This is a genomic window from Aliivibrio salmonicida LFI1238 (assembly GCF_000196495.1).
Taxonomy (GTDB): Bacteria; Pseudomonadota; Gammaproteobacteria; order Enterobacterales; family Vibrionaceae; genus Aliivibrio; species Aliivibrio salmonicida.
On record NC_011313.1, the window covers coordinates 58,690 to 80,396 of the forward strand.

Sequence of the window (21,707 nt, forward strand, 5' to 3'; positions counted from 1 at the left end):
GTTAATTATGCAAAAAGATAAAAAGAGAACACCAGAGCAATGGCACGCTCTATTTGAATCTCAGCAATCTAGCAAGTTTAGTGCCGCTGAATTTTGTCGTAACCATAATATTCTGCCAAAGACATTTAGTGCACGTAAAGCACGATGGAAACAAAAGATTAACGCTTCTACTTTCTTGAAAGTAGAAGCGTTAACATCAACTATCATCGCCACTCCACAATTACCAGATATTCAACTTTCTATCGGAAAATTGCGATTAACATTGCCAGCTAATACTGAACCTCACTGGATAGGACTCTTATTAAAAGGGTATCAATCATGAATGTATTTACTGATGTTTCCACCATTTATCTTCATCGTGATTTTGTCGATTTTCGCAAGGCCATTAATGGCCTTGTCGTGATTGTTGAGCAAGAAATGCAACTATCACCGTTTAGTGATGCTCTATTTATATTTTGCAATAAGCCTCGTGATAAACTCAAAATATTGTATTGGGATAAAACAGGATTCGCTTTATGGTACAAGCGATTAGATGAAGACCGCTTCAAATGGCCACGAAATATAAATAACGATACGTTAGCATTATCAGAGCAGCAACTGACACTGCTATTACAAGGTTTTGATATCTTAGGACATCAACCGGTACATTATCAAACAACCCTTTAAATAGTTGATTCTCAGTCAAGAATAGGAGGCAACCGATTGATTACCTGTATTATCGTTATATAGTCATCTACATGACTGATAAAATAAAACCACTTCCTGATACCATTGACGAGCTGAAAGCACTTGTGCTTCAGCTTGAAAATAAATATAACCGTCTTCTAGAGCAATTTCGGCTGGCTCAACATCAGCGCTTTGGTAAAAGCAGTGAATCTGACTCGACTCAATTTGATTTATTCAATGAAACAGAAGAAGAAATCATCATTGAAAATGATGACACACAAACGATTACCTACACTCGTCAAAAGCCAAAACGCCAACGCTTACCTGAAGACTTACCGCGTACTGTTATTATCCACGACATAAAAGATAAAACTTGTAAGTGTTGCGGTCTAGAGATGCATGCGATGGGTAAAGACATCAGTGAAAAGTTGGAATTTGTACCAGCTAAAGTGGAAGTTATTCAACATGTTCGTCCTGAACAATAGGCGCCTACGGCGCAAATCAAAAGGACTCAACCTCTTCCATTGTTGCCAATAAATCGTTTATCCTATCGCCATGCACGCATATAAACCCCTGAAACAATTATTTAATAGTCAAAATAACTGGCTTAAATTTCTTCATAATAACAAAGCTAACCTAAGAGCGGTCGTGATTGAAAATGTCACAAAGATGCTGTCCTGTGGGACAGCGGCTTTTGGCTCTCGCGAATATCATTGTTGCAACCCTGACTGTACCCATATCAAATATATTCACCAAACCTGTAAATCTCGAGCGTGCAGTAGCTGTGGCATGAAAGCCACAGAGCGATGGATACAAAAGCAACAACATGTCTTCCCTGAATGCGAATATCAACACATCACCTTTACCCTTCCAAACACGCTATGGCCTATCTTTCGTCATAACCGTTGGCTGTTAAATAAATTATTCAAATGTGCTGCAAACATTCTGCTGGGATGGGCAAAAGATAAAGGAATAGATGTCGGTATCTTTTGTGCTCTTCATACTTACGGTCGAAAACTGAATTGGAATACGCACTTACATTTATCGGTCACTCGTGGGGGAATTTGTGAACGTACCGGTTTATGGAAACCCATTTACTTCCAAATGAAAACGACAGAGCCTTGTTGGAGAGCGGCTATCGTCAGTTTATTGGGTAAGGCTTATTATGAGCTTGATTTATCAAGCGAAGAATGCCCCTATATCCGTAATAAAACGGATTGGTCACGCTTTTTAAGCAGTCAATATAATCGTCGTTGGAAGCTTCATTTTGCTAAAAAGACAAATAATGTAAAACCGACGATGAACTATCTTGGTCGGTATTTAAAACGGCCCCCGATTTCAGCGTCACGTTTAAGTCATTACGCCAAAGGCGGAATGATAACGTTTAATTATTTAGACCATCGAACAGGAACAACAGACAGCCTAACATTATCACCAGAAGAGATGATAAGACGGATAGTAGAGCACTATCCTGATAAACATTTCAAGATGATCCGATACTACGGTTTTTTATCAATGCGTCGTCGTGGAGAAGCTCTGCCGTAAGCGTGCGGGGAACTACACCTTGTCTTTTACATTCCAAGGTAAAAGTGAATCGATATCTGGCGATCCAACACATAAACGATCTAGACAATACCTAATATAATCGTAAGGGATTAATCCGTTTGCCTTTGCTGTTTCTACAATGCTGTAAAGCATTGCACTTGAATCTGCACCAGCCGTTGAACCCGAAAATAACCAGTTTTTCCGGCCGATAACAAACGGTTTAACCGCTCGCTCTGCTCGATTGTTATCAATAGATAACAATCCATCATCAATATAACGAACTAATTTATCCCATTGATTTAATGTATAGCTAATCGCCTCACCTAATTTTGTTTTAGGTGATACTCGACTAACTGCGCTATCAAGCCAATCACGGAGCTCTTTAAGTAAATCGCGGGCTTCTGTCTGCCTAGCAACATACTTGGCTTCAGGGGAAGCCTCTTTTAATAACGATTCGATCCGGTATAGCTTTTGGATTTTACTCAATACCCAATCTGCACTCCCTGTTTTCCCTTTTACTTGAACACGTTGAGCCTCAATAAATCGTCGACGTGCGTGTGCCCAACAGCCAACTAAAATCGCTTCAGTTTGTTCATAACCTTGGTAACCATCGGTATGTAAATACCCGTTATAACCTTTTAAAAAGTTAACTGGATGGTAGCCATGCCTGCTAGATTGATAATCATAAAGTACAATTCCAGGCAAAACACCAGAGCCTGGAGAATCATAGCCAGAGCAGTAGACCCACATATAACATTTTGCTTTTTCAACATCCAACACATTTACCGTTGTTTCATCACAATGCAGAGTGGGTTGTTCAAGCAAAATACGATGTAACTCGTTATTAAGAGGGGTAAATAGTACCGAGCATTTTATTAACCAATCCGCCATCGTTCGCCGTCCAATAATGATACCCCATTGCTGAAATAACGTTTCTTGACGATAAAGTGGAAGACTGTATTGAAATTTAGCCGTAATAATTTGAGCAAGTAAACTTGCGGTCGCAATCCCTTTAGGGATTGGTGACGCTGGCATTGGGGCTTGTTTAATGTCTACTGAAGTATTGTTTTTTTCACAATTTCGGCAAGCATATTTAGGACGAACATGTTGAATAACTTCCACTTTAGCTGGTACAAATTCCAACTTTTCACTGATGTCTTTACCCATCGCATGCATCTCTAGACCGCAACACTTACAAGTTTTATCTTTTATGTCGTGGATAATAACAGTACGCGGTAAGTCTTCAGGTAAGCGTTGGCGTTTTGGCTTTTGACGAGTGTAGGTAATCGTTTGTGTGTCATCATTTTCAATGATGATTTCTTCTTCTGTTTCATTGAATAAATCAAATTGAGTCGAGTCAGATTCACTGCTTTTACCAAAGCGCTGATGTTGAGCCAGCCGAAATTGCTCTAGAAGACGGTTATATTTATTTTCAAGCTGAAGCACAAGTGCTTTCAGCTCGTCAATGGTATCAGGAAGTGGTTTTATTTTATCAGTCATGTAGATGACTATATAACGATAATACAGGTAATCAATCGGTTGCCTCCTATTCTTGACTGAGAATCAACTATTTAAAGGGTTGTTTGATAATGTACCGGTTGATGTCCTAAGATATCAAAACCTTGTAATAGCAGTGTCAGTTGCTGCTCTGATAATGCTAACGTATCGTTATTTATATTTCGTGGCCATTTGAAGCGGTCTTCATCTAATCGCTTGTACCATAAAGCGAATCCTGTTTTATCCCAATACAATATTTTGAGTTTATCACGAGGCTTATTGCAAAATATAAATAGAGCATCACTAAACGGTGATAGTTGCATTTCTTGCTCAACAATCACGACAAGGCCATTAATGGCCTTGCGAAAATCGACAAAATCACGATGAAGATAAATGGTGGAAACATCAGTAAATACATTCATGATTGATACCCTTTTAATAAGAGTCCTATCCAGTGAGGTTCAGTATTAGCTGGCAATGTTAATCGCAATTTTCCGATAGAAAGTTGAATATCTGGTAATTGTGGAGTGGCGATGATAGTTGATGTTAACGCTTCTACTTTCAAGAAAGTAGAAGCGTTAATCTTTTGTTTCCATCGTGCTTTACGTGCACTAAATGTCTTTGGCAGAATATTATGGTTACGACAAAATTCAGCGGCACTAAGCTTGCTAGATTGCTGAGATTCAAATAGAGCGTGCCATTGCTCTGGTGTTCTCTTTTTATCTTTTTGCATAATTACGTTCTCGTTAAATGAAAGATCGTAAGATACGCATAATGAATTTTATTTGTTAGGTGTAGTTCCCCGCACGCTTACGCTGGTATGGCAATGAATGCGGTAAGTAAATTTACCTCGGCAGGATTAATCAACCCAATAATAAATCCATTGTGGAACAGTACAGCATTACTTGATCATCACACTAATTGGTTCGGTCTTTTCGTTCATGTCATTTTTGGTTATACCGAAAAACCAAGTTTAGCTCAGTTAATTACTTACCTTGCCACATTGAGTATCTTGTTTATCTTAACTAAGAAGCAAACACAAAAATTAACTCAAAAAACGACAACAAGTTAATCGATATTGACATTATAATCTTAAAAAACGGCACCTCTATAAAGAAGTGCCGTTTGATTATTTAATGACTGTTTCTAATGTATTTCTAACTTAATTATTTAACGCTAGTTACTCGGCTAACACGCTCGCCAGTAAATGATGCTGAACGAATTTGAACATCACCAGTTACTTTTGGTTTGTTCGCATTGTCATATGCAGCCCATGTTTTACCGCCATCTACAGAGTATTGTAGCGTTACACCTGGGAATGAAATGTTCATGCTTAGCTCGCCGTTTGCAATTTCTGCACCTGGGATTGGTAGACGATAATCAATACCCGCTCTTTCAAGCTTCGCTAATTCACGTTGACCCATAGTGTTTGCAAAGTTCGTCCAATCAGCAAGCTGTGCTTTCTTGTTCACTAGGTTTGTATCTAGAGAGTATTTAACACCTGCTTTGTATTCATTTTCCCAAGACGCTTCATGCCATGCACGCTCTGCTGCTGCAATGACACGTGGGAATACCATGTACTCATATTGCTCATCAGTACGTACTGTCTCAGACCAAAGTTGCGCAGACAAACCGTAGAAAGGTTTCTTCGGTGTTACTGTGCCCGCACTTTCAAAGCCGTTACCGTCACGGTCAACGGATGTTTCCGCATTTTGAGGTAGGTTTTCTGGTGCGAAACCGAACATCTTACGAGTATCTGTTGCACGAGTTGCCCAGTAGTAGCCACGCTCTTTCGCATCAACTTCGTATGGGAAATCCATGTAAACATAATCAGGACTAGAAACAACTACGTCATAGCCTTTATCTGCCCATTCGTATGCTGAAGCACCGCCGCCCCAGTACAGAGTATCCCAGAAGTTTGCACGTACAGATTCAGTTGCAAATGCATCAGCGCCTTCAGAGTGTTTCAAGCCATCTTGCCATGCTTGGAAGTGTGGAATGCCTTGTTTAGCTGCGATTTTCGATACTTGCTCAGCAAAATGGCTTGGCAGGTGTTCGAAATCTGCAACTTCACCGCTTGCAATCAAAGACTGACATTGTGGTGATTTAGCAAATGGGAAATCTTGTTTAGATAGGTCTAAGTCACCTTTCCATCCGATTTTTTCTTCATCATTGATGTCTTGGAAACCAGCGTGAAGTTTGATGTTTTTCGCTTCATCACCACCGAAGTGCCATGTTGATAAAGGAACACCAGCCGCTTTGTGCATTGCAGCAACTTCAGTGATGACTTTATCTACGAACGTTGCCGATGAATCTAAACATGGGTTGATGAAACTTTGTTTGTTGTAGAACTGAACCGTTGTTACGTTTGATTCGTCTTTTGGATCCATCAGACGATATTCGTTTGCTTCTTCCATCTTGCCTTCAGCAGCAAGACGAGTGTAACGCGCTTCCATTGACATTACTGCTGCACGTGAGTGAGCTGGCATATCGATTTCTGGAATCACTTCAATGTTACGGTTTTTAGCGTACGTTAGGATCTCTAGGTAATCTTCTGTTGTGAAGAAACCAGAACCAAAGTTATCTGAATCAGCACCTGAACCTAGTTGAGGTAGTAGACATGATGTTTCTGACTCATCAAAACAACGATTACTACCGATGTCAGTTAGTTCAGGAAGACCAGGGATCTCTAAACGCCAGCCTTCATCATCTGTTAGGTGAAGGTGTAGTTTGTTAAGTTTGTAGGCTGCCATTTGGTCAACTGTCGCAAGAATCGCTTCTTTTGAGTGGAAGTTACGAGCAACATCAACCATTACACCACGGTATTCAAAACGAGGAGCATCTTCCACGTTTAGTGTTGGGATTTCTGAGCTATCTAGGCTTACTAGTGCTAGTAAAGATTGAACGCCGTAGAATGCACCCGCTTCATCAAATGCAACAACCGTTGTTTTACCTTCAGTGACATCTAGTGTGTATGCGCCAGATACGCCATCTTTAAATTGGCTCTTATCAACCGCTACTGATACTGGGTATTCACCCGCCGTTTCTAGGCCTAGAAGTTCAGCACGTTGATTTAATGCTGCAAGTTGGTCTGCATCAATACCGTTAGCTGTAATTGAAATACCTTTTGCTAAATCAACGGTTTTATTAGTTAGCGTTGTTTTTAAAGGTGTTGGAATAATATGAGAAGACGCGTCTACTTCAGCTACATCTGAGTTTTTCTCAAAACGAGTATTAGCTGTTGCCGTTACGTTATTATCAGCAAGTGTACGCTTTAGTTGAACACCGATAATTTCATCTACGTATTCACCAGTGTCTTCAGTATCTAAAGAAATAATATTACGAGCTTCTGCACCTGGTGCTGTTACGAATGCGCCCGGCATGAAGTCAGTTTCAAATAACTGCCAATATTCAGCAACCAGTGGAATAACGACTTCTTCACCAGCAGCAAAACCATCAAATTTATCTGTTGGTTCAAGTTTATGTAAGTCACCCGTTACACGAGTAATTTTAAATTGGTCATTTTCAACATCTAGAATTAAACGAATGCTGTGGAAATAGATTGTCCAATCACTTGAATCAACCGCAGCACCTGTATTGGTTAGCGTCATGTTTACTTTGTTACATGATGCAAATTCAGCTTGAAGATCTTTACAAGCAAGGCCGTCATCAGCACCTTGGTTAGTAATAACTGTGTAGTTAACATCTAGATTTTCAGCCAATAGGTTAACTGTTGATTGCTCTGGCGTTGTTGATGAACATGCCGCTAAGCCTGCAAGGATAAGGGTCGATAAAAGCGTTTTTTTAAACATAAGATCAATTCCGTTATGAGTAATTAAATTTCAAATCTGGAATTACAATACAAAAGTTTTTTATCTTTAAAAATTAAGTAAATTCAAATTCATCGTCTAAATCACACTAAATTGAATAATTCACGGTATAAATTAAAATAGTGGGATTTGCATCAACAAATAACAGAATGGAGTTTCATTTAAATTTGGCAATCAAAAAAAATAAACGTGAAGTAGCTCTCAATAATAATTTCAAATAACGTAAGAGACTGATTTTTATTAGAAACACTTTGCATTTAATTGAACCTAAAACGCTTATTTCCAGTGTAAATAAAGTTTAACAAGTTATGTCATTTTATTTCTAAAACAGTCAATTTTTCTTTTACACTCACTAATTGTTACAAATATTAATAGCAATCGATTGGCATCTCAATTTAAAAAGAAAGCAATGTAACCTATAACAATTAAAGCGATCTAAATCACTTCATATCGACAAGAAAATCATTACTATACAACTACAATGACAATCAGAACTGGATTTACATAATGAGTGCACTTATCGCAATAGCTATTACAACAGGCATACTTTCAGGTGTGTGGGGTTGGGTAGCCGTCAGTTTAGGTTTATTAAGCTGGGCTGGATTTCTTGGTTGCACCACCTATTTCGCATCACCTATAAACGGTATAAAAGGCATTGGGTTAAGTATTGCAACAAACCTAAGCGGTGTATTTTGGGCAATGGTAATCATTAAACTGTCATCAATGATGAGTTTAGAAATTATTGGCTATGTAATAACCGCGATTGTCGCTTTCTTTATGTGCGCGCAAGCAAAAAAATCTTGGTTAAATTTCATTCCGGGAACTTTCATTGGTTCATGCGCAACTTTCGCGTCCAATGGTAATTGGCAAGTAGTGATCCCTTCTCTTATTCTGGGTGTTTTCTTTGCTTACGCTATGAAGACATCTGGATTGTGGTTAAAAGAAAAATTAGACACAGAAAAGAATGAGGCATTAGTTAATACGAAAGAATCATACCAGTCAAAATAAAGCATTATTTGAATAACATTAGTCTGCGGATAAAAATACCAAAGGCTTATGATAGTTAAATGTTAGATAATTGACGATTTTTTGAACTCATGTGAGTAATAAATTCAATCATAACGAACACGCTATCAAACTAAAAATACAGTATGACAGATACAAAAACGCCGCTTGATATCGCTATCAAGCGGCGTTTTTAAAGGTGGCTCCCTTTGCTGGACTTGAACCAGCGACATACGGATTAACAGTCCGGCGTTCTACCAACTGAACTAAAAGGGAACAGGTATTACTTCTCTTAAAGAGAAAAAGATGGTGCCGACTACCGGAGTCGAACTGGTGACCTACTGATTACAAGTCAGTTGCTCTACCTACTGAGCTAAGTCGGCACACTTTATCTTTTGTCATCATCAAGCTAATAGCTTGGCAATGGAATATGGTGGAGGGATAGGGATTTGAACCCTAGAACCGCTATTAACGGTTGCCGGTTTTCAAGACCGGTGCTTTCGACCACTCAGCCATCCCTCCACGGAACTCTATCTGAAGCGTCTGCTTCATCAAGTGATGTCGCGCATTATAGAGAAAATGAGATCAGGCGCAAGTCTTTTTTGAAAAAAAATGTCCGTTTGATTAAAAGTAAACCTAACTGATTGTTTTTTATTTAAAATGAATAAATAATCTCCAATTATCATACCGTTATTGATGCGATACAGTTACGTCCTCTATCTTTAGCTTTGTATAACTGTTCATCTGCAGCCAATAATAATGAATACTCTGACTGATCATTATCATTTTCGATTAAGGCCACCCCAACACTAATACTTACTTTGCCATAAGAAGAGTGCTCATGAGTAATGTTCAAGTTATAAACACATTCTCTTAATAATTCTGCGGTTTGATTTAATTGTTCAACATCGGTATCGAACTGAATTAAAGTAAACTCTTCACCGCCATATCGATACACTCTGTCAGTTTTTCTTTGTAGAGCTCCCATTAGAGCTCTAGATACACGCACGAGTACATCATCACCTGCCGAATGACCATAATTATCATTATAAAGTTTGAAGTGATCAATATCGAACATGATAAGCCCAACGTTGGTCTTCAACCTGCGTCCTTCTGCCCACTTACTTTCTAAATCAAAATCAAACATGCGGCGGTTTAAAAGATTCGTTAATCCATCTAATGACGCGTGCTTTTCAAGTAAATCGGATTTCAATTTTAAAGCTAACTGATTACGTACACGTTTCTGCAAGATAACCGCATTAAACGGTTTGGTAATAAAATCAACAGCACCCAAATCTAATGCTCGAATTTCATCTTCTTTTGAATGATTCACCGTAATAACGATGATAGGGATATCTTTTGTTTTATCGTCATTTTTTAGTCTTTCAATGACTTCAAAGCCCCCCATCACTGGCATATGAATATCAAGTAAGACCAAATCAATACTTTCATTCAAAATAACATCAAGAGCTTCAGCCCCATTTTGAGTTAAAATGGACGGTAACGGCTTTAATAGATGATGCAATACCTGACGACTGACTGGATCATCTTCAACAATTACTATTTTTTGTTCGCTTAACATACATCTTCACCTTTATCGTCTATCCAACTAACAGTAATTCATCGTTTTTTATAGATTAACTGAAGTTTCGCTATTTTTTCTTGGAGGATCTCTCTTCTGAATGGTTTCGGTAAATAATCATCCATACCACTATCAAAACATTTCTGAATGTCATCGTCCAATATAGAGGCCGTAAGCGCAATAATCGTCGTAAGCGTTATATCTTCATTTTTTTCTAGCTGTCGAATCGCTTTTGTTGCTTCAAAACCATCCATAACCGGCATCATGCAATCCATTAATACCACGAGAATCTCTTCATGATGTCTTTTATATAATTCAACCGCTTCTGCACCATTGTTCGCAATTTTATATTCTATGCCCAACATTTTAAGGTTAATCGAGACAACTTGCTGATTAATCTTGTTATCTTCTACGATAAGAACCATACCATTGCCACGCTCGATTTCCCCTTCTTTTGCTTCAACCTCTGTAGTTTCATTTTCATGTGAATGCTCAAAAACAGAATGCAGCAAATTATCTAAACGAGAACCTAATAATGGATACGTCACATAACCACTCACACTGTCTACTTCTGCATTGTTATCGGTGTTATTCCGAACAAGTATGATAGGCAATCTTGGGTACTTTTCTTTAACGACATCAATTTTGTCTTGGAAATCTTCTTTTTCTAGCACAACCAAAGAATCTGAAGTTTCTTGAACTTTAATCTCTTCAATGGAATACACTTTCTCAACATGATACCCATACCCGCTCACTTCGTTAATGAACAACTCCTTGGGTGATTTTGAACAATAAATAATGGTTTTATTTTTTCTACTTTTTGATGCCTTCTCTGGAGTATGATCTTTATCTAATTCAAGTGAAAAATAAAACTCACTACCAACCCCTTTACTGGATTTTAACTTAATTTCATTGCCCATCATTTTGATCATTTTCGACGAAATAGCCAAACCTAATCCAGTCCCTCCGTAGTTCTTTGATGTATCATCGTCTTCTTGCTTAAATTCTTCAAACACCTGCTCATGTTTACTCTCTTCAATCCCTAGACCAGTATCTTTTACAGAAAAGAAATAACGATAAGACGTGTCTGTTTCTTCAATTAATGACAATTCAAAAGAGATAGAGCCAGCCTCTGTAAATTTAATCGCATTAGAAGCTAAATTCATGAGTACTTGTCTGATTTTTTGCTCATCGGCTTTTACATAAGTGGGAAAATTTTCACTCATGATAATTTTAATGTTAACCCCTTTTTGCTGTGCTTTCGGGGCAATCAATGCCGCAGTATCAAAAATAACTTCTTTAATCTTACAACTATGTGTATTTACTTCTATATTTCCTGATTCGATTTTAGATAGATCAAGCACGTCATTAATGAGCATTAATAAGGTTTGGGATGAAGCATTGATAGTCGCTAAGTAATCTTTTTGAATGGCCGTTAATGTGGATACTGATAATATTTCAGTCATCCCAATAATCCCATTAAGTGGAGTTCGGATCTCATGAGACATATTGGCAAGAAATGAACTTTTAGCTTTGTTAGCTTTTATCTCTTGATTCTGTGAACGCAAGATTCGCTTTTCTAAACGAGAAGTCATCACGACAACAGCAATAAGTACACTAACAATAAGTAAGAAAATAACCACTGAAAGCACTTGGCTATAAAAGAAGAAACGCTCAATTTTATTTGTCGCTTTTACAGATACTGTATCAAACAGTACATTAAGGCGTTCTTCTACATCATGGATAGTCGCTCGTATTTCTCCATACAGCCCTAAACGATAATTATAACCAGCAATGCTGTGCAGTTTTTGAATATTAATAAAGCTATTTTTAAAAATCAGGTAAGTATCATTTACCGTTTCATTATCAAAACGGGCCACTTCTTCTTCCATAACATTAAGCAATAGAAAAATCTGTTCAAGATCAAACAAAACAGCCGCTTCTTCTTTTCCTGATATTCCAGAATAAAAATCATAAATCTTCTCTTGTAGCACCAACATCATTTGATTCAATTCAACATTATGAAGTACCAATAAATCTCTTTCTAATTGGATAGATTCATCTTTCAGATTTTCAAATAGTCCTTTATCTCCGTTCTTTCCATTAAGCGCCTCTAATAACTCACTTAACTCATGGAAAGAATGCCCGTATTCATCAATTGATTGAATTAAGCCTAAGCTGTCAGAGTTAATATCTATCCCCTCAACCACTAATACTCGATGAATATTAATGAGTTTGCCTTTAAAGCTTTTAATTCCTACTTCTAGACGATCGTGATATTTGATTTCATTTCTACTCATAAAATCTTTTTCATTACGACGCAACATTAACATGTCATTTTTAGCTAATTTAATTTCGAGTTGCAGCTCAGTGAGTCGCTCTTCGTGCTCATGGAACTGAACATTCATATAGAAATACAATAATAAAAGCGCCGTGATTACTGCCCCAGCGGTCTGTAATAGCAATTGAATTGAAAAAGAAGCTAAACGTTTCATGCATATCCTTATGACATTTTATGTTGTTAAAAACAGTTTAGGATACTTTCTTATAATAAAAAAAACCTTGGCACCTCTTTAATCATAAAATGATAGAGAGATCCCAAGGCTTTTTATGACACGATGACTTAATTAATTATCATTAAGCATCGATAAATCATCGTCTGCCGTTGTTTCTTGAGTTGCTGAATCAAAGCTTGAGCTGTCATCCATTACATCGACACCAACGTCGGTATTGTCTGCAGTTGTCCAATCTTGGCCTGATGAATCATCACCACCTTGAACCGACGCGTCCGCATTATCTGCACTACTCCCTTGCATTTCATAACTTGAATCTACATCAATCAAGCTGAAACCAACCGCACCATCAATAGGATCATCCATTGCTGTCATTCCCATCATCTCAACTCTGACATCGCCAGAAACACTCTCATCTATACTAAGTGTAATCGGTTGAGAAGTATCACTGATTACATAATTACCCTCTCCATCCGATAAACCTTGAGTTGGCTCCACACCATCAGGTAGGCCAATAATATGAATATGATCAACGTCTGCATTTTCAGATATTTCCGTCGGAATATCTATATTAAGAGTATCCCCCGGCGCAACGGTATAATCCGCCTCTGTTTCTGGTTCAGTTTGTGCTCCTTGAGGCTCTGCAATATTCGTTTGAGTTATTGGTGCAGAGTCACTCTCTACGCTGTCTTGTGTCAAAATAACGTGGTGACTTACACCGTCAGATGTTGAGAAATTGACATTTACTTCTCCATCATAATCTGGATTTGTCCAGAAGCTCCACGTCCCGTTATCATTATCAATAAGAGTTCCGTTGTCTCCTGAATATATCACATCAGAAATGACATTCTCAGCGTTATTATTATCAAGAGAATTCAGTAAATCAGCACTCAATAATAGAGCATAACCATCATCATCAAGCTCAAAAGGAGACTCATCCGAATGATTACTGCCCAATTCTTGGGTAATCGGGTTATCTGCTGGATCTTCGACTTCATCCAATGACACAACCGACACGGTAACAAAGAAATTACCGTTGAAATCCGCTGGCGGTACCATTGTCATGCTATCTAGGTTCCAATCACCAATATCAACACCTTGGCCTTCTTCAGTTATCGTTACGGTATGCTCGCCATCACTAACAACAAACCCAACTGGGTACCCTGTCATCACAACACTCGTCATAATTTCAGAGGTATCTAATTGCTCAATGTTCAGCCCGAAATGACCCGTTGAATCTTCAGGGAAGACCAATGGCCCATCAAAACTGGTCGTTATAGCAACGCCATCAGCAACAGGACGAATATACACATTCATGTCCATGCTAACTTCTGTCGAACCATCGGTAACAACGACTTGTAGACCCGTTGTACCAGCAAAGTCATCTGTTGGAGTAAATGTCCACGTACCATCCTCATTGTCAATGACGGTACCTTCTGCTTCCTCCCCCTCTGCCGTGATCACCCTTGATACCGTTAATGCACTATCTACATCACCAAATAGGTCAATAAGATCCGCGCTATTGAAGGTGATTGCACCATCTTCATCCGTCGCTACATGTGCATTCCCCGATTGGAATGGCGCATCATCAACAGGGATGATATTCACATTTACCGTTCCTTCGGTACTTAGCTCACCGTCGCTGACGACATAAGCAATATCAATTGGCCCGTTGAAATGTTCAGGCACAACAACTTGATATAAACCCTCTTGATTCTGAGTCAGTGACGCCTGTGCTGGTGAACGAATGCTAATACTTTCAAGGATCAGATCCACATTATCGATATCGCTTGCTTGAGATAAGATAAAATTAGGGTCAATCAGTAATACGTCATCTTCACTTTCACTTACCACTATCGTTGGAGCAATAGGCGCATCATTAATTGGAGTCACCGCCAATTGAAGTTCTGTCGCAACGGTATGCAATCCGTCATTCACATCAAAACTCACTTCAAGAGCACCATTCACGTTTTCATCTGGAGTAATGGTATATGAACCATCCTCATTTAAGACAACAGTTGCCCCCCCATTCGTAACAACAAGATTCGTCGCGATTAAATCATCACCATTAATGTCGGTCGCATTTGCTAACAACTCATCTTGAGTTAGTGTAATTGAACTGTCTTCATCAATTACTGCGCTTATTGGCGTGACTTCAGGTGCATACTCAATGGCATCAATATGGATTGTTTGTGTTGTTGTTGCACTGTCTTGGTTCGATTCTTCCGTTGATGTTGCTTCAATGATTAAATCAAATTCATCATTAAACCCTTCGGGTAATTCAAGTGTTAATACTTGGTCCAAAATCACGGTAGGGATAACAATAGGATCATCACCAATCACTGGGATTTCACCGCTATAAATGGATTGATTCACTTCACCTAAATCTATGGTAAAGGTAAAATCATCGTAATCTCGATCGCCACCACCATAAAGATCCTCAATGCCATAAACCAGTTCACCTTGTTCATTCATCGTGGTTCGAGTATGTTCAACGCCATCTTGATTTAAGTTAGTGCTGTTACCACCATGATAAACCGTATCCCCATTTTGGCTCCGAACCAGAGTTTCAATGCCATCCTCATTAATAAATATTAATTGTGGGTCAACAGAACTCATTGTTGATTGAGAACCGTCTTCATCTCTAAATACAAACTGACCATTTTGCATCGAGTTAAAGTTATTATGGTTAAACCCATTTGGCACAACAAATAAGTTAAAGCTTTGTCCTTCTTCAATACCAAACGAGAAAGAAGAGCTACCCGGGATCAAATTCCCACCGGAACCTTGTTGTGAAGCATTATCATAAATCAGCTCAACACCCGAAATTGACCCATCTTCTTCTACAATGTAATAACCTGCAGAGTTTTGGAATCCTGCATCTTCACCTTCGAAAGTCACGGTAATATTGGTATCTGCATAACTGGTTAAGCCGTTGGTTTGATCATTAATAATGGTACTTCCATCATAATGAATCACACTGCCTTCTGGTGCACCACCAACCGTCACACTTAACGTTTCAGAAAGATCTTGGTCTACCAACTCGGCACCCAAATTCAATTCGATGATATTAGCATCATCTCGAATTTCATCTCCTTCTTCAATCACTTGCCCATCGCCATCGGTAATCACTAGCTCTGGTGCATCAGCCACCGCTTCAACAGTAAATGTTAATGGTGACGTTGTTGTCTCTGTATCTCCATTTGAATTCTCTACTGATGTAGCAGACACTTGAAGATTCACTTCACCACTGAAATTTTCTGCTGGTAAAAACTGCACATCATTTTGCGCCCATTCGTTTACATCTACCGAGTTTTCATCTGCTGTTGCGGTAAAGGTATTAACACCATCACTCAACATTGCGCCTTCAGGTATATTCTCGACAAGCACCGATTGCATGCTTTCAGATCCATCGATATCCGTTAGAGCCGCACTAATATCAATTCCGATATTTTGGTCTTCAACGGGTACTTCTACGATTTGTATCTTATCAAGTACACCGCCTAAACTGTCACTTCCTGGAGCATCAAACTCCAGACGCGGATTGTCTGTTGTTGCGGTTAATTCATAGTTATAAGTACTCCAACCAACCGTGGGTTGAGTAATACTGTCGATCAGTTGACCATCAAAATAAACATCAATTTGTGACCCTTCTCCGACATAACCCTCTCGTGCTGAGTAATCAAATGTTAAAGAGATCGTTTCTCCCGCTTGAAGATCCAAGTCTTGATAGATATTCGACTCATCACCAGGGTGAGCTTCAAGTTCAATAACTCGGCCTCGCCCATCATCAACGCCGGTATAAACAGACTCTTGATTTGTTTCAATGAGACCTGACGTATTATCAGTGCTCCACTGTGCAAGGATGTCATTAACGTTGCCATCATCTTCTGCGGGGAAATCAGTAATCGAAGCATTACCCAGTGAAAGCGTTAAGGTAGGAGCATCGGCATCTGGGGTTATGCTGATCGTTGAAGCGAAATCAACAGCGACGGTTCCATCAGAAACACTCACCGTTAATGCCACCTCTCCACTCGCATCAGGGTTTGGGGTATATAGCCAATCTCTATTTTCATCTTGAACAACCATGCCCTGATCTTCAGGGACTGAAATTCCAGAAATAGAAAGTGTATCACCATCAATATCTGATGCATTTTGCAGTAGCTCAGAAGCCGTGATTAAAATCGAGCCGTCTTCATTAGCAACAAAATTGGCTTCTGTAAATGTAGGGGCATCGTTTACAGGATCAACCGTTAACTGTAGATTCGATGCTACGGTATCGGTTCCATCATGAATACCATAATTAACATTAATCATCCCATTAAAATCTTGGTGCGGCGTAATAATGAATGAACCATCATCATGCGACACTATTTCTGCATTTTCAGCAACCAAATCAAATACAGATAAAGCATCACCATCAATATCTGCAGCGTTTGCTAATAATTGCGCTTGAGTAATCGTGATCGAATGATCTTCATCCGTTGATGCCGATACATCACCAGAAACCACCGTTAAATCATTTACTGCATCGACGGTTAAATCAATTCCTGCTGCAACAACATCAATGCCGTCACTCACATCAAAACGAATGTCTAACTGACCATTAAAATCCTCATCAGGAGTAATCGTAAATGAGCCATCCTCATTCTCAACAATGTCAGCATTCTCACCCACAGAAAGATTCGATGCCGTTAAGTCATCACCATCAACATCGACAGCATTCGCTAATAATTCTTCTTGAGTTAAGGTAATTGTCCCATCTTCATCAATAGTAAGCTCAAGGTTACCCGTTGTAATTGGCGCATCTTGCTGAGGGATAACATCGACAGTAACGGTTGCTGAATCAAACGAACCATTACCATCGGTTACGACATAATGGAAATCGGCCTCTCCTGAATAGTTTGGATCTGGCGTATAAAGTATTTGTCCATCTTCAGTTAATGTCACTTCACCATGAGAATTATCCGTGGTATGCACATCAACGATAGTAAGAGGATCACCATCGGCATCGGTATCATTGGCTAATAAATCACTGACATTCAATATTAATCGACCGTCTTCTAGCACTTGAATCGGTGTTGAGGTAATATCGCCATCAACATTGATCAACTCTTCGGTTACATCAATGGGCTGACCTGCAGTGTTGTAGTTTAAATCAAGCGTGAATTCACTGTTGGTTTCACTACCATCCGGTTGAATAGTAACAAGTTGAAGTTCTTCTGACAGTGTACGAGATACCGTCATATTTTGAACAACGTAAGTTCCTCCTCCGCCTGAGGTTCCTAATTCAAAGTGATGTACAGGTTGGTTTGTTGTAAATGAATATTCGTCTTGAAAATCACCCGATTCTCGGTAATCACCTTGAGAATCGATAACATTACCTTCTGCGTCATAAGCCGTAATCATCACTTCAGTAGCATGAGAATCAGATTCATCGAACCAGCTACCAAGACCATCAAGTTGGAATGTGATTTGGTTTACATCTTCGCCCTCAATGGTGACAATTAACTTATCATCATTAGATAATCCATTGTCACTTGTATCACCAATACCGGCTCCCATTGCTGTACCAGCACCATTCCAAGCAAACAAGTCACCGTTGGTGGTTTCGGTTGTAATCGTGACACCTTCCTTGGTAAATACCGCAGTGTTACCACTCACTTCACCCCAATCAGAGGTTCTTGCTGTGCCATCAAAAATAGTGGTCTCGGTATTATTATCAAAACTTCCAACTTCAATATCACAAGTGGCAGATTGCACATCTTCTACATTAGCGACAAATTGAACTTCAGTGTCAGCTGGGTATTCTTCCCCCACCACCATTTCAACCCATTCGAATTCATCATTTAAGTATTCTAACGTACCGTGTTCTGGTGCAGAATCAAGTCTAATCAGAGACTCACTTGCTCCTAATTCTGAGTCATCTACTGCAATAACAGGGTCATTAATAGACACGATTTGAATATTTGCCGTTGTACTTGCAATCGTTCCTTCATCATCAATAATGACGACATCAAAGTTTAATTCACCATAGTAATTTTCATTTGGTGTAAATGAGTATGTCCCATCTTCATGGTCAACCAATTCGCCTTCAAAACCAGAATAAACAACCGATTGAACCGCTACATCACCTTCAACATCACTTGAATTAGCAAGTAATTGTTGATTATTAAATGTAAGCACATGATCTTCATCTACTTGGTAAGAGGTCGCTCCCGCAACAGGGATATCGTTAACCCCTTCAATCGTTAGCCCAATATTGGCCTCAACCGTTGCTTCACTGTCTGAAACCGTAAAGCTCAGATCAACATGACCATTAAAATTTTCATTTGGCGCAAAAGAAAAACTGCCATCCATATTTTCAGACAGTACCCCATTGATACCGGTATAAGTCACGGTATCAATGTGTAGCGTTTCACTATCAATATCCGCAGATCCTGCTAACAATTCTTCTGCCGTAAACGTGATAACACCATCTTCTTGCATCGTAAATAGTTTATCGACCGCGGTTGGCGCATCGTTCACTGGAGACACATTAACCGCAAACGTCATCGTATCAGTGGTGACGTCTGAGTTTTCTAATTCATTTGAATAAACGGATCGTTCAGGCTCTACATTGACACCAAAGGTATGAGTATCGATGCTTCCATCTCTAAATACCTCGCCTTCAGAACCAGTACCTTCGGCACCACTACTGACAGAAGACGAGCGGCCGTTAGGGGCTGGCGAATCAGAATTTTGAGCATTTGGAGACGCAGGTTCCAAACCTGAAGACTCGCCTCCTACATTTTGAGTGTCGCCACTAGATGGTGCCTTAGGCGCATTAGAGTCAGTAGATTCATCCTCATCCAACTCACCATCAACCACATTTGAACCAGTATCATCATTTGCTTCATTACTTTCATCATCATTAACGGCTTCAGTGTTACTTTCTTCTGAATTTTCTACTATTGGTGAACCACTCGAATCATCTTCGTCATTCTGTTGTGATTCATCATCGGCAATTAATGGAGCAACGGCATCAGTCCCTGTTGCAACTGTATTCGCCATTGTGGATTGTTGATTATTTTGATTACCCGTAGGGCTATTTGAAGAAGATGAGCTATCTTCGGTTACTACTTGCTCAACTGCACCATTTAGATCTTCGTTGTCATTATTATTACCAATAGCCATATGTTGCTCCTTGTCACCTAGTACTGACTTAAACACACTAATAAAGAGTATGAGATTCACAAAGGAGCATAGGAAAGGAAAGACAAAAAGACCAAGAGACCAAGAGACATATTTATTGTGGACAATAAAAACTTCTGTCCTATATTAACAATATGTATTGAATTAATAGGTTAGTGGCTGTGATTAATATAGATATGTTAGAAGAAATGTTTGGCGGAGATAAAGAGATCACTCAGCAATTGTTTGAACTCTATCTTTCTGAAAATTCAACAATGGGCAATACCATATTAGAACAATATGAAGCCAATGACTTACCAACACTTTTCCATACAACTCATACCCTTTCTGGCGCATTAGGGAACTTATGTGAGATGGATATTCTTCCGGCTATTAAAGAAATTGAAGCCGCAACGAAAACGAGTAATCAGCCGAACAAAGAAACAATCAATACTGTGATTGAAGGGCTAAATGAAATCAAAGAACAAATGGAAAGTTATCTTTCTCGGTAAGTACGCATACTTGATAGGACATCATAGGTAAAAAATTAAGGATGGATTTATCCCATGAGTAATTTAGATAAAATTATAGAACGATCCATCAACAACACTCATATCGAGCGATTTAACAATACGGAAGATGGTGAAAAAAAAGTCTCTACTCATAAGATTTTTATCGTTATTGTCGTATTCACTCTGTTTCTGTTGGTTTGGTCTTCTCAAGCCACTATTGATATTACTGTCTCAACACGGGGTGAAGCGCTTCTCGATTCTGATGTCGAAAAAGTACAACATCTTGAAGGCGGGATTTTAAACGAAGTTTATGTCTCTCCTGGCGACTTGGTTTTTAAAGGCCAAAAAATCGCCTTATTGACTTCCAAAGACCGTGTATCCGAATTAAGTTCAACGCAATACGAGATCACTGGATTGCAAATCGAGCAACAAAAATACAATGCCCTAATCAGTAACAGCACACCTAATTTTACCGCTTATATTAATTTTCCAGAGCTGGTCGAAACTCATTCTTTGTCGTGGGAAGAAGAAAGTAATCGTAATCGCTCTAGCGATGAATTGATCTTGCATGACATCAAACACAAACAAAGTTTAATTGCATCAATGCAACGCCGTGTAAAATCATCAAACTCTCAATTAGGACTGATCAAGCAGCAGCTTAAAATTAAGCAACAACTGTTTGATGAAGAAATGGCCTCTTATGTCGATGTACTTAACATGAAAGTTCAGCACATGAACATGGTGAGAGAAATTGAGAATTTACGCGAAGGAATTTTAAACGAAGAGTTTCAATTAGTTCGCCTTGAAAAATTGCTTGATGACACACAAAAAACACGTAGCACAGAGTATTACGCCAAGCTGACTGAAGTGAACAAACAACTCAAAATCAAACTGACTCAATTACCAACCATCAGTGATAAAGTTGATCGTTTATTGGTTTTCTCTCCTGTTGACGGCACTGTTGATAAAGTTAACTATAACTATTTATCCGCCATCATTTCTCCTGGTGACAGTATTGCCGACATTACCCCATTAAAAAACACACTTCATGCTGAAGTCAAAATCCCTCGTAAAGACGTTGGGTTTATCGAAAAAGGGCAAGAAGTAAAACTGAAATTTGATGCTTATAATTTCGCTAAATATGGCGTGATCACCGGCAGTATTTCTTCTATTTCACGCAGTTCTTATGAAGAAAAAGAAGAAGAATATTACCTCGCCAAAATAGACATCACTCAGAACTATTTAGAGCGTAATGGCATTAAATATCATATCTCCCCTTATATGGAATTCACGGCTGACATCAAAACTGGTAACCGAAAAATTATCGATTACGCATTGAAACCCGTAATGGCCGCACTAGATGAATCTTTTGATGAAAGGTAAT

General features: G+C 38.9%; 13 protein-coding genes, 3 tRNA genes and 2 pseudogenes. 8 read left to right on the top strand and 10 right to left on the bottom strand.

Translation table 11 applies throughout. The features are described from left to right. Positions 1-7: 7 nt before the first annotated feature. From tnpA (VSAL_RS16350) to VSAL_RS16365, 4 genes and pseudogenes are all read left to right on the top strand, one after another. Complete coding sequence (gene tnpA, locus VSAL_RS16350; RefSeq protein ID WP_012551476.1) at positions 8-322, top strand: IS66 family insertion sequence element accessory protein TnpA; 315 nt, start codon at positions 8-10, stop codon at positions 320-322. After that, on the top strand, positions 319-666 hold the full coding sequence (tnpB, locus tag VSAL_RS16355) for an IS66 family insertion sequence element accessory protein TnpB (protein ID WP_012548924.1): 348 nt from the start codon (positions 319-321) through the stop codon (positions 664-666). Before tnpA (VSAL_RS16350) ends, tnpB (VSAL_RS16355) begins: the two co-directional genes overlap by 4 nt. Positions 667-737: 71 nt before the next feature. Beyond that, a pseudogene (locus VSAL_RS16360) lies at positions 738-1,145 on the top strand (IS66 family transposase); the annotation flags it as partial. A 76-nt stretch (positions 1,146-1,221) separates the two neighbouring features. Then, a pseudogene (locus VSAL_RS16365) lies at positions 1,222-2,208 on the top strand (IS91-like element ISVsa9 family transposase); the annotation flags it as partial. A gap of 15 nt (positions 2,209-2,223) precedes the next feature. Here VSAL_RS16365 and VSAL_RS16370 read toward each other — a convergent pair. The 3 genes from VSAL_RS16370 to tnpA (VSAL_RS16380) all read right to left on the bottom strand — a co-directional run bounded on the left by VSAL_RS16370 (position 2,224) and on the right by tnpA (VSAL_RS16380) (position 4,441). After that, the gene (locus VSAL_RS16370; RefSeq protein WP_012549008.1) at positions 2,224-3,711 is read right to left on the bottom strand and encodes an IS66-like element ISVsa2 family transposase; all 1,488 of its coding nucleotides are present in this window, start codon (positions 3,709-3,711) and stop codon (positions 2,224-2,226) included. Positions 3,712-3,782: 71 nt separating this feature from the next. Then, entirely contained in the window at positions 3,783-4,130 is a 348-nt protein-coding gene (tnpB, locus tag VSAL_RS16375; RefSeq protein ID WP_012548924.1) for an IS66 family insertion sequence element accessory protein TnpB, read from the bottom strand. Further along, positions 4,127-4,441, bottom strand: coding sequence for an IS66 family insertion sequence element accessory protein TnpA (gene tnpA, locus VSAL_RS16380; RefSeq protein ID WP_012548925.1), 315 nt, complete (start codon positions 4,439-4,441; stop codon positions 4,127-4,129). Before tnpA (VSAL_RS16380) ends, tnpB (VSAL_RS16375) begins: the two co-directional genes overlap by 4 nt. Positions 4,442-4,534: 93 nt before the next feature. On the opposite strand from tnpA (VSAL_RS16380), the gene VSAL_RS16385 reads away from it, so the two are divergent. Next, positions 4,535-4,780: a hypothetical protein gene (locus tag VSAL_RS16385; protein WP_231850953.1), complete on the top strand. Its 246-nt coding sequence runs from the start codon at positions 4,535-4,537 to the stop codon at positions 4,778-4,780. A 94-nt stretch (positions 4,781-4,874) separates the two neighbouring features. Here the strand turns inward: VSAL_RS16385 and VSAL_RS16390 are convergent, their stop codons facing one another. Further along, positions 4,875-7,520 carry a beta-N-acetylhexosaminidase gene (locus VSAL_RS16390; protein ID WP_012551477.1) on the bottom strand — a complete coding sequence of 882 codons (2,646 nt, stop codon included), beginning with the start codon at positions 7,518-7,520 and terminating at the stop codon, positions 4,875-4,877. 525 nt (positions 7,521-8,045) lie between these two features. On the opposite strand from VSAL_RS16390, the gene VSAL_RS16395 reads away from it, so the two are divergent. After that, positions 8,046-8,546, top strand: a complete 501-nt coding sequence (locus VSAL_RS16395) for a DUF1097 domain-containing protein (RefSeq protein ID WP_012551478.1) — start codon at positions 8,046-8,048, stop codon at positions 8,544-8,546. Between the two features lie 197 nt (positions 8,547-8,743). Here VSAL_RS16395 and VSAL_RS16400 read toward each other — a convergent pair. The 6 genes from VSAL_RS16400 to VSAL_RS16425 all read right to left on the bottom strand — a co-directional run bounded on the left by VSAL_RS16400 (position 8,744) and on the right by VSAL_RS16425 (position 19,814). Then, positions 8,744-8,819, bottom strand: a tRNA-Asn gene (locus tag VSAL_RS16400). A 31-nt stretch (positions 8,820-8,850) separates the two neighbouring features. Continuing rightward, a tRNA-Thr gene (locus VSAL_RS16405) sits at positions 8,851-8,926 on the bottom strand. Positions 8,927-8,974: 48 nt separating this feature from the next. Next, positions 8,975-9,065 (bottom strand) — tRNA-Ser (locus VSAL_RS16410). A gap of 160 nt (positions 9,066-9,225) precedes the next feature. Continuing rightward, positions 9,226-10,125, bottom strand: coding sequence for a GGDEF domain-containing response regulator (locus VSAL_RS16415; RefSeq protein WP_012551479.1), 900 nt, complete (start codon positions 10,123-10,125; stop codon positions 9,226-9,228). A 38-nt stretch (positions 10,126-10,163) separates the two neighbouring features. Then, positions 10,164-12,620: a hybrid sensor histidine kinase/response regulator gene (locus tag VSAL_RS16420; protein ID WP_012551480.1), complete on the bottom strand. Its 2,457-nt coding sequence runs from the start codon at positions 12,618-12,620 to the stop codon at positions 10,164-10,166. A 132-nt stretch (positions 12,621-12,752) separates the two neighbouring features. After that, positions 12,753-19,814, bottom strand: coding sequence for a tandem-95 repeat protein (locus VSAL_RS16425; RefSeq protein WP_012551481.1), 7,062 nt, complete (start codon positions 19,812-19,814; stop codon positions 12,753-12,755). Between the two features lie 179 nt (positions 19,815-19,993). Here VSAL_RS16425 and VSAL_RS16430 point away from each other — a divergent pair, with 179 nt between their 5' ends. Beyond that, positions 19,994-20,323 carry an Hpt domain-containing protein gene (locus VSAL_RS16430; protein WP_044583522.1) on the top strand — a complete coding sequence of 110 codons (330 nt, stop codon included), beginning with the start codon at positions 19,994-19,996 and terminating at the stop codon, positions 20,321-20,323. Positions 20,324-20,377: 54 nt separating this feature from the next. Next, positions 20,378-21,706 carry an HlyD family type I secretion periplasmic adaptor subunit gene (locus VSAL_RS16435; protein ID WP_012551483.1) on the top strand — a complete coding sequence of 443 codons (1,329 nt, stop codon included), beginning with the start codon at positions 20,378-20,380 and terminating at the stop codon, positions 21,704-21,706. Position 21,707 lies beyond the last annotated feature (1 nt).

Bases quoted from the DNA above. Each gene is read 5' to 3' on its own strand.
- tnpA (WP_012551476.1), top strand. From the start codon at position 8: ATGCAAAAAGATAAAAAGAGAACACCAGAGCAATGGCACGCTCTATTT.
- tnpB (WP_012548924.1), top strand. From the start codon at position 319: ATGAATGTATTTACTGATGTTTCCACCATTTATCTTCATCGTGATTTT.
- VSAL_RS16370 (WP_012549008.1), bottom strand. From the start codon at position 3,711: ATGACTGATAAAATAAAACCACTTCCTGATACCATTGACGAGCTGAAA.
- tnpB (WP_012548924.1), bottom strand. From the start codon at position 4,130: ATGAATGTATTTACTGATGTTTCCACCATTTATCTTCATCGTGATTTT.
- tnpA (WP_012548925.1), bottom strand. From the start codon at position 4,441: ATGCAAAAAGATAAAAAGAGAACACCAGAGCAATGGCACGCTCTATTT.
- VSAL_RS16385 (WP_231850953.1), top strand. From the start codon at position 4,535: ATGAATGCGGTAAGTAAATTTACCTCGGCAGGATTAATCAACCCAATA.
- VSAL_RS16390 (WP_012551477.1), bottom strand. From the start codon at position 7,520: ATGTTTAAAAAAACGCTTTTATCGACCCTTATCCTTGCAGGCTTAGCG.
- VSAL_RS16395 (WP_012551478.1), top strand. From the start codon at position 8,046: ATGAGTGCACTTATCGCAATAGCTATTACAACAGGCATACTTTCAGGT.
- VSAL_RS16415 (WP_012551479.1), bottom strand. From the start codon at position 10,125: ATGTTAAGCGAACAAAAAATAGTAATTGTTGAAGATGATCCAGTCAGT.
- VSAL_RS16420 (WP_012551480.1), bottom strand. From the start codon at position 12,620: ATGAAACGTTTAGCTTCTTTTTCAATTCAATTGCTATTACAGACCGCT.
- VSAL_RS16425 (WP_012551481.1), bottom strand. From the start codon at position 19,814: ATGGCTATTGGTAATAATAATGACAACGAAGATCTAAATGGTGCAGTT.
- VSAL_RS16435 (WP_012551483.1), top strand. From the start codon at position 20,378: ATGAGTAATTTAGATAAAATTATAGAACGATCCATCAACAACACTCAT.